This is a genomic window from Herbaspirillum rubrisubalbicans, assembly GCF_003719195.1.
Taxonomy (GTDB): Bacteria; Pseudomonadota; Gammaproteobacteria; order Burkholderiales; family Burkholderiaceae_D; genus Herbaspirillum; species Herbaspirillum rubrisubalbicans.
Window position 1 is genome coordinate 5,415,891 of record NZ_CP024996.1, and the last position, 13,986, is coordinate 5,429,876.

Annotated in this window: 12 protein-coding genes; 11 read left to right on the forward strand and 1 reads right to left on the reverse strand. The window is 62.2% G+C overall.

Annotated elements, in window-relative coordinates:
* Positions 1 to 290: 290 nt before the first annotated feature.
* The 11 genes from aptA (at position 291) to RC54_RS24120 (ending at position 13,000) form a co-directional block, all read left to right on the forward strand.
* Positions 291 to 1,619 carry an omega-aminotransferase AptA gene (gene aptA / locus RC54_RS24070; protein WP_058897312.1) on the forward strand — a complete coding sequence of 443 codons (1,329 nt, stop codon included), beginning with the start codon at positions 291 to 293 and terminating at the stop codon, positions 1,617 to 1,619.
* A gap of 27 nt (positions 1,620 to 1,646) precedes the next feature.
* Positions 1,647 to 3,140 (forward strand): CoA-acylating methylmalonate-semialdehyde dehydrogenase, encoded by a 1,494-nt coding sequence (locus tag RC54_RS24075; protein WP_017450083.1) that lies wholly within the window; start codon positions 1,647 to 1,649, stop codon positions 3,138 to 3,140.
* A gap of 290 nt (positions 3,141 to 3,430) precedes the next feature.
* Positions 3,431 to 3,721, forward strand: coding sequence for a hypothetical protein (locus RC54_RS24080; RefSeq protein WP_231738839.1), 291 nt, complete (start codon positions 3,431 to 3,433; stop codon positions 3,719 to 3,721).
* On the forward strand, positions 3,718 to 4,911 hold the full coding sequence (locus RC54_RS24085; protein WP_082686131.1) for an ABC transporter substrate-binding protein: 1,194 nt from the start codon (positions 3,718 to 3,720) through the stop codon (positions 4,909 to 4,911). The genes RC54_RS24080 and RC54_RS24085 overlap by 4 nt, the downstream gene beginning before the upstream one ends.
* A gap of 84 nt (positions 4,912 to 4,995) precedes the next feature.
* Positions 4,996 to 5,862: a branched-chain amino acid ABC transporter permease gene (locus RC54_RS24090; protein ID WP_044531565.1), complete on the forward strand. Its 867-nt coding sequence runs from the start codon at positions 4,996 to 4,998 to the stop codon at positions 5,860 to 5,862.
* A gap of 32 nt (positions 5,863 to 5,894) precedes the next feature.
* Entirely contained in the window at positions 5,895 to 6,893 is a 999-nt protein-coding gene (locus tag RC54_RS24095) for a branched-chain amino acid ABC transporter permease (protein WP_061788576.1), read from the forward strand.
* Complete coding sequence (locus RC54_RS24100) at positions 6,890 to 7,657, forward strand: ABC transporter ATP-binding protein (RefSeq protein ID WP_058897314.1); 768 nt, start codon at positions 6,890 to 6,892, stop codon at positions 7,655 to 7,657. The genes RC54_RS24095 and RC54_RS24100 overlap by 4 nt, the downstream gene beginning before the upstream one ends.
* A complete protein-coding gene (locus RC54_RS24105; protein WP_061788577.1) occupies positions 7,654 to 8,358 on the forward strand; it encodes an ABC transporter ATP-binding protein in 705 nt (234 codons plus the stop codon). The genes RC54_RS24100 and RC54_RS24105 overlap by 4 nt, the downstream gene beginning before the upstream one ends.
* A 28-nt stretch (positions 8,359 to 8,386) precedes the next feature.
* Positions 8,387 to 9,646 (forward strand): Zn-dependent hydrolase, encoded by a 1,260-nt coding sequence (locus tag RC54_RS24110; protein ID WP_061788578.1) that lies wholly within the window; start codon positions 8,387 to 8,389, stop codon positions 9,644 to 9,646.
* Positions 9,647 to 9,683: 37 nt separating this feature from the next.
* Entirely contained in the window at positions 9,684 to 11,198 is a 1,515-nt protein-coding gene (locus RC54_RS24115; RefSeq protein ID WP_061788579.1) for a M81 family metallopeptidase, read from the forward strand.
* A 197-nt stretch (positions 11,199 to 11,395) separates the two neighbouring features.
* A complete protein-coding gene (locus tag RC54_RS24120; protein WP_058897318.1) occupies positions 11,396 to 13,000 on the forward strand; it encodes a methyl-accepting chemotaxis protein in 1,605 nt (534 codons plus the stop codon).
* Here the strand turns inward: RC54_RS24120 and RC54_RS24125 are convergent.
* The gene (locus RC54_RS24125) at positions 12,964 to 13,854 is read right to left on the reverse strand and encodes a TauD/TfdA dioxygenase family protein (RefSeq protein ID WP_026051880.1); all 891 of its coding nucleotides are present in this window, start codon (positions 13,852 to 13,854) and stop codon (positions 12,964 to 12,966) included. The genes RC54_RS24120 and RC54_RS24125 overlap by 37 nt on opposite strands.
* Positions 13,855 to 13,986 lie beyond the last annotated feature (132 nt).

Sequence of the window (13,986 nt, forward strand, 5' to 3'; positions counted from 1 at the left end):
ACAATGAGCGATGTGTATCGCTTAATCGACAACTGTATTGCTCATCGGATCAGCCCATCCTGCTCTGCCGATCCAGCGCCAAATAAAGGCTGATAGCGGGCCATGGAAGCTAACGCCAGGAGTGCCGGAGAGAAAGTTTATCGCCGCCCAAGACAATACAGTTCATTAACACTGGCAATACAGTTTCAGAGCAAAATCAAAAGTGTATCTAACAATACTGCCCCTGTCTGGCAATAATCAAGCACTCTTATTCTGTTTCCTTCATTTCTCCATTTTCCACGGTGCCTGCCATGTCCAGCCAAGACTCATCGCATCCCTCCAGCCTATCGGCCTACTGGATGCCCTTCACCGCCAACCGCAATTTCAAGGCCGCGCCGCGCATGTTGGTGTCGGCCGAAGGGATGCATTACCGCGACGATGCCGGCAATGCCATCCTGGACGGCACGGCCGGCCTGTGGTGCGTGCCGCTGGGCCACGCCCATCCCAAGATCGTGTCCGCCGTGCAGAAGTCGGTGGCCACGCTGGACTACGCACCCTCCTTCCAGTTGGGCCACCCGAGCGCCTTCGAACTGGCCGAGCGCTTGAAAGCCTATACCGGCAACCGCTTTGCGCACGTGTTCTATACCGGCTCCGGCTCGGAATCGGTGGATACTGCCCTCAAGATCGCCCTGGCCTACCACCGCGCCAAAGGCAACGCCACCCGCACCCGCCTGATCGGTCGCGAGCGCGGCTATCACGGCGTGGGCTTCGGCGGCATGTCGGTGGGCGGCATCGGCGGCAACCGCAAGACCTTCAGCACCGCGCTGCTGCCGGGCGTGGACCATCTGCCGCATACCCACAACCTGGAAAAGAACGCCTTCACCAAGGGCGAGCCAGAGTACGGCGCACACTTAGCCGATGAGCTGGAACGCCTGGTCACCCTGCACGACGCCTCCAACATCGCCGCGGTGATCGTGGAACCGGTGGCCGGCTCCACGGGCGTGCTGATCCCGCCCAAGGGCTACTTGAAGCGTCTGCGCGAAATCTGCACCAAGCACGGCATCCTCTTGATCTTCGATGAAGTCATCACCGGCTTCGGCCGCCTGGGGACGCCCTTTGCGTCGGACTACTTCGATGTCGAACCGGATATCTTCACCACCGCCAAGGGCTTGACCAATGGCGTGGTGCCGATGGGCGCCGTGTTCGTGAAGAAGGAAATCCACGATGCCTTCATGAACGGCCCGGACGGCATCGAGCTGTTCCACGGCTATACCTATTCCGGCCACCCGCTGGCCTGCGCGGCCGGCCTGGCTTCGCTGGAGGTGTTCCAGACCGAGGGCGTGCTGGACAATGCCCAAGCGGTGGCGGACTACTTCCAGGAAGCCGCGCACGCGCTGCGCGGCCTGCCGCACGTGATCGACGTGCGCACCATTGGCCTGATCGCCGGTATCGAACTGGCCTCCCTCCCCGGTCGCGTCGGCGCACGCGCCTATGACGCCTTCGTGCGTGCCTTCAATGACGGCATCCTGATCCGCGTGACCGGCGACATCATCGCGCTGTCGCCGCCGTTGATCATCAACAAGCAGCAGATCGACGAACTGTTCGGCAAGCTGGCGGCCATCCTCAAGACCCTGGCCTGATCCCACATCACAACGCAAGAAAGATTCATGGAAAAGATTGCACACTACATCGGCGGCCAGCGCGTCGATACCAAGAGCGGACGTTACGCCGATGTCTTCAACCCGGCGCAAGGCGTGCCGGTGGCGCAAGTGGCGCTGGGTACGAGCGACGAAGTCGATGCCGCGGTGAAGGCCGGCGTGGCCGCCTTCCCGGCCTGGTCCAACACCCCGCCGCTCACGCGCGCGCGAGTGCTGTTTCGCTTCCTGCACCTGATCCAGCAACGGGCCGATGACTTTGCCCGCATCATCGTGCGCGAGCATGGCAAGACCTTCTCGGACGCCCAGGGCGAAGTGGCGCGCGGCATCGAGATCGTCGAGTTCGCCGCCGGTATTCCGCAGATGCTCAAGGGTGAATACACCGACCAGATCGCCCGCGGCATCGACGCCTGGTCGATGCGCCAGGCTCTGGGCGTGGTGGCCGGCATCACGCCGTTCAACTTCCCGGCGATGGTGCCGATGTGGATGTTCCCCATCGCCATTGCCTGTGGCAACTGCTTTGTGTTGAAGCCTTCCGAGCGCGACCCTTCGGCTGCGCTCCTGATCGCCGATCTGTTGCAGGAGGCCGGTCTGCCCGATGGCGTCTTCAACGTGGTACAGGGTGACAAGGTGACCGTGGACGCTCTGCTGGATCACCCGCAGGTGAAAGCCATCAGCTTCGTCGGCTCGACCCCGATTGCCGAATACATCTACGCCCGTGGCTCGGCCAAGGGCAAGCGCGTGCAAGCCCTGGGCGGCGCCAAGAACCACATGGTGGTGATGCCCGACGCCGACATGCAGCTGGCCGTGGATGCCTTGATGGGCGCGGCCTACGGCTCGGCTGGCGAGCGTTGCATGGCGATCTCGGTGGCGGTGGCCGTGGGCAGCGCCGGTGATGAACTGGTCGCGGCCCTGGCCGAACGCGCCCGCGCGCTGAAGATCAACGAAGGCATGGCGGCCGGGGCCGAGATGGGACCGGTGGTCACCGCCGCCGCCAAGGAGCGCATCGAAGGCTTGATCGGCCGTGGCGTCGAGGAAGGCGCGACGCTGGTGGTGGATGGCCGCGGCTACCAGGTGCCCGGCTTCGAGAAAGGCTTCTTCGTTGGCGGTACTTTGCTCGATCACGTCACGCCGGAAATGACGGTGTACAAGGAAGAAATCTTTGGCCCGGTACTGTGCGTGCTGCGCTGCCCGGACATCGCCAGCGCGGTGGAACTGATCAACGCGCATGAATATGGCAATGGTGTGGCGGTCTATACCCGCGATGGCGGCGTGGCGCGCGAATTCGTGCGCCAGATCGAAGTAGGCATGGTGGGGGTGAATGTGCCGCTGCCGGTGCCGATGGCCTTCAGCAGCTTCGGCGGCTGGAAGCGCAGCCTGTTCGGCGACCATCACATGTACGGGCCGGAAGGCGTACGCTTCTATACCCGGGCCAAGGCAGTGATGCAGCGCTGGCCCAATACGGCCAGTGCCGGTGCGGAATTCGCTTTCCCGCAGATGAAATAACCAGGATCAACGGCATGAAATTTTCATGCCGTTTTTCTTTGGCGCGCAGGTATGATGCAAGAGCTGGCCGGCACATGGCCATCGTGTTGTTGGTGCAGAAAACGTCAGGCGCGGTGCAGAAGACGTCAGCCTTCCCCAGCCCGCAAGAAAGCCATTGCAGGCCTGCACCAAAAGCAAGAAAACTTAAAAAACCAGACCGTCGTGGCAGACCGGTGGACATACACCGGCAGCACGGGAGAACGGCAACATAACGTAGGAGACCCGCTCATCTGAGCGGCAGGAGGATCCCCATGATGGCTCACGCCATGCGGCGCAAAGACGCGCTGCTGCAGCGTTTTTTCATCGTCACGGCACTGCCTTGCGTCATGCGCATCAGGCAGCGCATCCCTATTGATCGGCTCTTTTCCGCCCGTTCACAGCGCAGGCTTTCACACGTTCACGCCATCTTCACTGCCCATCATTTCCTAAGTTTTATGGAAAGTATGGGCATGGAACTTGCGTGGGCGAGCGGTAATGCAGTGTTGCGTATTTCCATGGATGTCATCTGTCAATCGTTAGCTTCGAGGGAGAAACAAGCATGATCAGCCGTCGCAATTTCCTGAAACTGTCTGCACTGGCCGCACCTGGCGCACTGACCTATCACGATGTATTGGCCCAGGCCGAGAGCATCGCCTTCGGCTGTCCGGTGCCGATGTCCGGCCCCTTTGCCGCCAATGGCAAATTCGCCGACATGGGCATGAAGCTGGCCCTGCAGAAATACGGCAAGGTGCTCGGCAAGAGCACCAGCTATGTCACCCTCGACACCGAAGGCAAGCCGGCCACCGCCGTACGCAAGATGCAGGAAACCATCGAGAAGGGCACGCGCTTCTTTGCCGGTGGCATCCTCTCCGGCGAAGCACTGGCCATGGGCAAGGAAGCCGACAAGGCTGGCGCCGTCTTCATCACCACCGCCGGCGCCGATGAAATCACCGGCAGCGATTGCAACCGCGCTACCTTCCGCTGGTCGGTGCCGACCTTTGGCGCCATTGAACAGACCGTGCGCCCGCTCTTGGAAAAGCTGCCCAATGCCAAGCGCTGGTACACCATCACGCCGCAATACGTATTCGGCGAAGGCCTGCTGTCGGCGGCCAAGAACATCTTCAAGGAAAAGGGCATCGAGCACGTAGGCAACAGCTACCACTCGCTGACCGAAAAGGAGTTCTCCGGCTACCTCACCAATGCCATCGCCGCCAAGCCGGACGTGCTGCTATTGCTGAACTTCGGTTCACAATCCTCGGACACCTTGCGCCAGGCGGTCAGCTTCGGTATGAAGAACAATTGCACCATCCTCATGGCCTGGGCCTCTGGGCTGGAACAGTTCGAGGCGCTGGGTGCGGATATCTGCGATGGCGTCTACTTCGGCGCGCAATACTGGCACGGCATCGACTCGCCCTTCAACAAGGAATTCGTCAAGCTGGTCAACGACAACCTGAAGATCGATCCCAACTACAGCCTGGCCGGCTCCTACATCTGTACCAAGATCATCCTGGACGCCATCATCAAGGCCAACAGCACCGACCCCAAGGCGGTGATCGCGGCCATGGAAGGCATGAAGTACGAAGGCCTGACCGGTACCGAGGAAATCCGCAAGGGCGATCACCAGGTCATCAAGAACTATTACCTGCTCAAGGGCAAGGCCAAGGCGAAGATGGCCAACAAGAATGACTATGCGGACATCGTCTCTTCCGGCAAGTCGTTCCTGGCGCTGGAGAAGACGCAGTGCAAGCTGTGATGTCCCGCGCTTGAGATCCAAGGTCCGTCCGTCGTTCAGCGCTGCGGGCGGGCCGCGTTTGCTGCATCTTCGTCACGAGGTTCCATGAACATCTATCTGCTGCAGATCGCCAATGGCGTAGGCATCGGTATGCTCTACTTCCTGCTGGCGGTGGGCCTGTCGATCGTCTTCGGCCTGCTGCGCTTCGTCAATTTCTCGCATGGCGCCTTCTTCCTGCTGGGCGCCTACCTGTGCTTCGAGGTCACCGACCTGGGCTTGAGCTTCTGGTGGTCCTTGCTGGTGGCACCACTGGGGGTGGGCCTGTTCGCCTGGGTGGTGGAGCGCTTTGTACTGCGCCATGTGTATGCCCTGCCGCATCATTTCCACATCCTCTTTACGGTGGGCATGGCGCTGGTGATCCAGGAAGCGGTGATCTCGACCTGGGGGCCGTTGGGCAACAATGTCTCGCCACCCGATCTGTTGCAAGGGGTGGTGATCTGGGGCAGCTTCGTCTATCCCAAGTACCGGCTCTTCGTGATCGGCCTGACGGCGGTGATGGCACTGCTGCTGTGGTGGGTGCTGGAAGGCACGCGCCTGGGCTCGATCGTGCGCGCCGGCTCGGAATCGACCGAAATGGTCAGCCTGCTGGGCCTGAACATCAACCGCATCTTCAGCCTGGTGTTCGCCCTGGGCGCGGCCACCGCCGGGCTTGCCGGAGCGCTGGCCGCGCCCATCCGCGGTGCCGATCCCTTCATGGGCGTGGAGGCGCTGGGGATTGCTTTCGTGGTGGTGGTCATCGGTGGGCTGGGCAGTTTCTGGGGCGCGCTCATCGGCGGCATCCTGGTCGGCATCGTGCAGAGTGTGATGAGCACCGTATGGTCCGAGGGCGCACACCTGATGATCTACGTGGCGATGGCGGCAGTCATGCTGCTGCGTCCCAACGGTCTGCTGGGTCGGCCCGGCGCGGCCTGAGGCAGTTTGACGTTTTCTGCACCGAGGTTTCCATGAAACAGATTGCGCATTTCCGTTACACCCTGCTGGCGGCCGCCGTGGCTCTGCTGTTGCCGTTGCTGCTGCCCTCGGGCACGCTGGCCACCGAAGTACTGGTGTTTGCGCTGGCCGCGCTGGGCTGCAACCTGCTGCTGGGCTATACCGGGCTGATGTCCTTCGGCCAGGGCATCTTCTTTGGGGTGGGCAGCTATACCACCGGCGTGGTGCTGCTGCAGTGGAAGCTGGCGCTGCTGCCCGCACTGGCCCTGGCGGCGCTGGGTGGCGCACTGGTGGCGCTACTGGTGGGTTGGTTCTCGATCCGCCAGCGCGGCACCTACTTCGTCATGCTCACGCTGGCCTTTGCCCAGATGTTTTACTTCCTGGCCTATACGATGAAGGACGTCACCGGCGGCGACAACGGCTTGCTGGATATTCCGCGACCGCCGCTGTCGCTGTTCGGGCTGACGCTGCTGCCCACCACGTCTTCCTGGCAGTACTACGCGGTGGTGGCCATCTTGTTCGTGCTGGTGTTCTGGCTGCTGCAACGGGTGGTCGATTCGGTGCTGGGCAAGACGCTCTTGGCCGTGCGCGAAAACGAAGCGCGTGCCTCGGCACTGGGCTATGACGTGCGGCTGCTCAAGCTGGCCGCCTTCGTCATCTCGGGTGCGGTGACGGGTCTGGCAGGTGGACTGCACGCGATGATGACCGGCGTGGCCCCGCTGTCGAACATCGAATACCACACCAGCGAGGCGATTCTCGTGATGACCGTCATCGGCGGCACCGGCAACCTGTTTGCCTCGGTGCTGGGCGCGAGCTTCTACGTGCTGGTGGGCAACTGGCTCTCCACGCTGTGGCCGCGCTGGCTGATGCTGCTGGGGCTGCTGTTGATCGCGGTCAGTCTCTACATGCAGAAGGGCTTGTTCGGCCTCGCGATGAAGATCATCGACGCCGTACGCGGCAGCAAGGAAGACCCGGCACAGAGCGCCACCGTGACCAAGGAGAAGCACTCATGAGCCGTCCCATCCTGCAAGCGGTGAACGTGACCAAGCGTTATGGCAAGTTCACCGCCGTCAATGGCATCACGCTCGATATCGAGGCCGGCACCGTGCATTCGGTGATCGGCCCCAATGGCGCGGGCAAGACTACCCTGTTCCATACGCTGACCGGGACCACGCCCATCACCGAAGGCAGCATCCTGGTCGAAGGCGAAGAGGTGGCCCATCTGCCCGGCAATCGCCGGGTGCAGAAAGGTCTGGCGCGCTCCTTCCAGGTGACCAGCCTGTTCCCCAACCTGAGCGTACGCGAGAACCTGCGCCTGGCGGCGCAAGGCCGCGCTCCACTGGCGGCACTGAACCCGTGGAAACGTGCGGAACAATTCACATCCGCCTGTGCGCTGGCCGATGAGCTGCTGGTGCGCCTGTCTCTGCAGGCGGTGGCGGGGCGCGCCTGTGCAGAACTTTCACATGGCCAGCAACGCCGGCTGGAAGTGGGCATGGCCATGGCCGGGCGGCCCAAGGTGATCTTCCTGGATGAGCCGACCTCGGGCATGGGCATCGACGACATCGCGGAGATGAAGCAGCTCATCCACGGGTTGCGGCGCGACTACACGGTGGTGCTGATCGAACACAACATGGATATCGTGATGGATATCTCGGACCGCATCACGGTGATGCAGCTGGGCCAGATCCTGGCCCAGGGCAAGCCGGCCGAGATCCGCAGTGACGAACGCGTGCGCCGGGCCTATCTCGGCAGCATGATCACCGGAGGCAAAGCATGATCCTGCAAGTACAAGACGTTCACGGCTACTATGGCAAGAGCCACATCCTGCAGGGCGTATCGCTGCAGGTCGATGCGGGCGAGGTGGTGACACTGTTGGGGCGCAATGGCGCAGGCAAGACCACCACCTTGAAGAGCATCGTCGGGGTGGTGCCGCCGGCGCAGGGACAGGTGCTGTTCGAGGGCAAGGTCATCAGTGGCCTGCCCTCCTACCAAATAGCGGCGCGCGGCGTGTGCCTGGTGCCGGAGCATCGCGGCATCTTCAAGTTGCTCACCGTGGAAGAGAACCTGACCATGGCCGCGCGCAAGGAATCGGCGTGGGGACTGGAAGAGATCTATGCCATCTTCCCGCGCCTGAAGGAGCGTCGCAAGAATGGCGGTGGCCAGCTCTCCGGTGGCGAGCAACAGATGCTGGCCATTGCGCGCGCACTGATGACGCATCCGCGCGTGCTGATGCTGGACGAACCGGTGGAAGGACTGGCGCCGGTGATCGTCGATGAGATCGTGGCGCAGATCAAGCAGATCAAGAGCACCGGGATGTCCATCATCCTGGTGGAACAGAACCTGGAAGTGTGTACCCAATTGGCGGACCGGCACTACATCGTGGAACAGGGGCGCATCGTCTATAGCGGCAGCAATGCCCAGTTCCTGGCTGATGAGGGGGTGAAGGACCGTTATCTGGGTGTGAATCTGGCGGCCTGAACACCGCCAAACCGAACAAGGACTCGATATGGATATGAAGACCCAAGCCTCCACCCTGCGCATCGATGGCGCCCGCCTGTGGAATTCCCTGATGGAACTGGCGCAGATCGGCGGCACCCCCAAGGGGGGCGTGTGTCGCCTGGCGCTGACCGACCTCGACAAGCAGGGTCGCGACCTGGTCACATCCTGGGCGCGCGCCGAGGGCATGAGCGTGGTGGTGGACCAGATCGGCAACATCTTCATGCGTCGCCCTGGGCGCAACAATGCGCTGCCACCGGTGATGACCGGCTCGCACATCGATACCCAACCCACCGGCGGCAAGTTCGACGGCAACTATGGCGTGCTCGCCGGCATCGAGGTGATCCGCACGCTCAACCAGCACAACATCCAGACCGAAGCCCCGATCGAGGTGGCGGTATGGACCAATGAAGAGGGCTCGCGCTTCGTGCCGGTGATGATGGGTTCCGGGGTCTTCTGCGGCGCCTTTACGCTGGAACACGCCTACCACGCCACCGACGTCGAAGGCAAGAAAGTGCGCGACGAACTGGAGCGCATCGGCTACATCGGCGAACAGGTCTGCGGCGAGCATCCCATCGGCGCGTATTACGAGGCGCATATCGAACAGGGACCGGTGCTGGAAAATGCCGATACCGTCATCGGTGTGGTGCCGGCGGTGCTGGGTCTGTCCTGGTACGACTGCACGGTGACCGGCTTCGAATCCCATGCCGGACCAACGCCGATGGAAATCCGCAAGGATGCGCTGCAGGTCTCGACCTACATCATGCAGGAGGTGGTGGCCATCGCCCATCGCTATGCGCCTTATGGCCGTGGCACGGTGGGTCAGGTGCAGGTGCTGCCCAATAGCCGCAACGTCATTCCGGGGCAGGTGAAGTTTTCCATCGACCTGCGCAATGTCAGCGAGGCCTCGCTGACCCGGATGCACGAAGACCTGCTGGCCTATCTGGAAGCCATGCGCAAGAAGACCGGGCTCTCCATCGAACTGGAACGGGTGTCCTACTTCCCACCCTGCCCCTTCCATCCGCACTGCGTGGACAATGTGCGTGCCGCTGCCGCAGCGCTGGGTTACAAGACCATGGACGTGGTCTCGGGGGCCGGGCATGACGCCATCTATGCCGCGCGCTTGGCCCCGGCTGGCATGATCTTCGTGCCCTGCAAGGATGGGGTGTCGCACAACGAAATCGAAGACGCCCGCCCGGAGCATCTGGAAGCCGGCTGCAACGTGCTGTTGCAGGCCATGCTGGCTAGCGCAGGTGTGGTCACCGCGTAATCGGTGCATGAAAATAGATTGATGCAAAAAACTGAACATGAAGCCAAAAATCGTCATTGCACGCATGAATCACGAGACCAATACCTTCTCGCCGATTGCCACGCCCCTGGATGCCTTCGCTCCGCAATGGGATCACGCCGCCTATCTTGACCAGAAGGGCGCACGCACCGCCATGGGCGCCTTCCTCGACATGGCTGAACGGATCGGCGCCGAGATCGTCACGCCAGTGGCCGCCTGGGCCAACCCCAGCGCGGCGGTGGCAGCCGATGCCTATACGCTGATGTGCGCGGCCATCGTGCGCGCCGTCGAGGCTGGCTGCGATGCCATCCTGCTGGACCTGCACGGCGCCATGGTGGCCGAGAATGCCGACGATGGCGAAGGGGAACTGCTAGAACGCATCCGCCGCATCGCCCCACACACGCCGCTGGCGGTGGCACTGGACCTGCATGGCAACGTCACGCAGAAGATGGTGGCCAATGCCGACATCATCGTCAGCTTCAAGACCTATCCGCATATCGACATGGCCGAGACCGGCGAACACGCGGCACGCCTGTTGCTGGCCTTGCTGCAAAAAAAATCGCAACCCACCATGGCCTGGCGTCAGGTACCGGTGCTATCGGCCACGCTGACCAGCAATACCTCGGCCTCGGCCATGCAGCGCGCGGTAGAGGCCGCCAAGGCCGCTGAGCAGGAGGCAGGGGTGCTGGCGGTGTCGGTGCTGGCGGGTTTCCCGTTATCGGACTTTCGCGATGCCGGCATGTCGGTGGTCGTCGTGACCGAACATGACACGGCGCTGGCCGATGCCGTGGCGGCCCGCATCGCCCGGCAGATCTGGGACGAACGCGCCGACTTCGTCTACGACAGCCTGCCGCTGGCGCAGTCGCTGGCGCAAGCCCGGCAATTGAGCCTGGCGCCGGGCCAGGGGCCGGTGCTGTTGCTGGACCATAGCGACAATGTCATGTCTGGCGGCACCTGCAACACCATGGACGTGCTGGAAGCGGCGTTGGCGGCAGGGCTTGAAGGCATCGCCGTGGGCCCCATCAGCGACCCGGAGGCGGTGGCGCAGTTGATCCAGGCCGGGGTCGGTGCCACTGTCACACTGGCGGTTGGCAACAAGGTGGCGCTGGCGGCACAGGGCATCGTCAAAGTGCCGCCGGTCTATACCGGCAAGGTCGTGGCCATCAGCGACGGACGCTTTACGGTCAGCGGGCCGATCTATACCGGCTCGACCTTGCAGATGGGGCGCAGCGTGCTGTTCGATATCGGCGCGGCGCGCATCGTGGTCACCGAAGAACGGGTCGAGCCGTATGACCTGGGCGTGTTCACCAGCCTGGGCCTGGATCCGGCGCAGCAAGCCTTTCTGATCCTGAAGTCGCGGATGTATTGCCGTCCGGTATTTGTGCCTATCAGCCGGGCGCTGGTGGAATGCGATTCCGATAGCGGCGGGCCGACCAGCGCCAATTTCCGGCTGTTCCCGATCAAGCAGGTGCGGCGGCCTGTCTATCCGCTGGATGCCACCATGGAGTGGGATGCGGCCGCGACGGGCCACTAGAACTCATTTCATCGATACTTTCTTTGTTTCAATACAACATCAGCATCAGGGCATTCCTGAGTCCTGATGCATGAGCCCAGGCCTGTGTTAGCCTCGACAGGCTGTACGGATTTGCACTTCATGATTGCAACCTGCACCGGGCCCACGATCACAAAAGCCAAAGTAGCCGCCCGGGGCATTACTCAAGGGAAACGAGGATGAAAAACCTCAAGATCGGGGCACGCCTGACCATCGGCTTCATTGCATTGCTGATGTTGATGATAGTGATGGTGGGACTGGGCGCTTGGCGCCTGGGCAGCATCGGCGATGCGACCGATGCGATGATCCAGGTTGCACTGAAAAAGGAACGCGATGCCGTGCAATGGCACGCTGCCATCAAGGAAAACGGTGTGCGCACCTTCGCCGTAATGAAGAGCGACGACCCCGCCGTCCAGCAATATTTCCAGAAACAGATCGATGCGCAGTCGGCCAAAGTCTCTCAGTTGCAAAAGCAGGTGGAGGCAGCCATCACGACCCCCGAAGAAAAACAGCTGTTCGAACACGTCGGCAAGCTGCGCACGACCTATCGTGAGACGCGCCAGAATATCTTCGACATCAAGAAGGCAGGTGACCCCACCCGCGCCCGCGAGATGACCGATACCATACTGGTCAAACTGATGGATGACTACGCCAACAGCGTGCTGCGCTATGCCGAGTTCCAGAAGAAAGTGATCGATGAGACGGCCGCCGACATCAACCACAATTACCGCTCGGGTCGCAGCATGTTGGTGATCCTTGGCGCCTGCGAACTGGTATTGGGCGCGCTGCTGGCCTGGTTGCTCACGCGCAGCATCACAGCTCCGTTGAACCAGGCGCTGGCCATTGCCCAGAGCGTGGCAGCCGGCGACCTGAGCTCGCGCATCGATAGCGATGCCCGCGACGAAACCGGTCAGTTGCTCACTGCACTGAAGTCGATGAACGACAACCTGCAAGACATCGTGGGACGCGTGCGCGTAGGCACCGAGAGCATCAACGCCACCTCACGCGAGATCGCCACCGGCAACCTGGACCTGTCAGCTCGCACCGAGCAACAGGCCGGCTCGCTGGAAGAAACCGCATCCGTGATGGAACAACTGACCTCCACCGTCAAGCAGAACGCCGACAACGCTCGCCAGGCCAACCAGTTGGCGGCCTCGGCCTCGCAGGTGGCCAGCCAGGGGGGCGCAGTGGTGGACCAGGTGGTGGCGACGATGAGCCAGATCCATGCCTCTTCCGAAAAAATTGCCGACATCATTGGTGTGATCGACAGCATTGCGTTCCAGACCAATATCCTGGCCTTGAATGCAGCGGTGGAAGCGGCACGCGCCGGCGAACAGGGACGCGGTTTTGCGGTAGTGGCATCCGAAGTACGTTCGCTGGCGCAGCGCTCGGCCTCGGCGGCCAAGGAAATCAAGCAATTGATCGATGAGTCGGTGGCCAAGGTCGGCGATGGCAGCCGGCTGGTGGCGCAGGCCGGCGACACCATGCATGAAGTCGTCCATAGTGTGGCGCGCGTGACCGAGATCGTGGGTGAAATCACGCGCGCCAGCCAGGAACAGAGTGATGGCATCGGGCAGGTCAACCTGGCCATCGCCCACATCGATGAAGCCACCCAGCAGAATGCCGCGCTGGTGGAAGAGGCTGCAGCAGCGGCCCGGTCCATGCAAGACCAGGCTGCCTCACTGACAGAAGCTGTCAGCGTATTCCGTCTTGATACCAGGGTGGTAGCAACGCCACCGGCCAATCTTCAGCGCGGCACGTCGCCCTCGACGGTGGTGCGATAGAGCGTGCGGCGCAGGTGTTGTGGGGTGATCGCAGCGTAGTGCTGGGTGCTGCGATTGTCCCAGAACACCAGGTCGTGCGCTTGCCACTTGTGGGTGTAAAGGTTGGACGGGCGGGTGATGTGGGCGTGCAATTCCTTGAGCAGCGCATCGCTTTCATCACGCGGGATGCCCACGATATGCGAGGTGAAACCTTCGCTGACGAAGAGGATCTGGCGACCGCTTTCGGGATGGGTGATCACCACCGGATGCTCTACCGGCGGCACTTCGTCGATCTGCTGCTGGGTCAGCGGCGCGCGCCAGGGTGAGAGCTTGCGCAGGCGTTCGTAGCGATAGACGTAGGAATGCACGGCGCGCTTGCCTGCCAGCAGGGTCTTCAAGGCAGCCGGCAGGGTATCCCAGGCATCGGCGGTATTGGCGTAGAGGGTGTCACCGCGCTCGGCCGGCAATTCCTGTGAATGCAGCAGCGCGCCCAGGCTGGGCTTGGGCATGTAGGACAGGTCCGAATGCCAGTCGGCGCCGGCATCGACCAGACCGATCGGTTTGCCGTTCTCGACCACGTTGGAGACGATCAGGATTTCCGGGTGGCCAGCGAGGTGGAAGCGATTGAGCACATGCACCTGCAAGGGGCCGAAGCGGCGGCTGAAGTCGATGTGCTGCTGCGGCGTGATGCGCTGGTCGCGAAAGACCAGCACCCCGTGATTGACCAGGGCGCTGCGGATGCGGGCCAGCTCTTGAGCAGAAATCGGCAGGTTCAGGTCCAGCCCGATGATTTCGGCACCCAGCGGGGCGTCGAAGGGAAGAATCTCGAATTGTTGATGGGTCTGCTGCGTGCGTTCCAGTGTGGCGACCGACATTGGGGGCTCCTGTGTATCCAAGGCCAGGCCGCAAAGACCCGGCTGGCTAAAGGGTTTATTACACTCCCGCCGCCCCCCCTCGAACAAGGAAGAAGAATTCATATCCTTATGCGCTAAGCGCGCTTGCCCCTG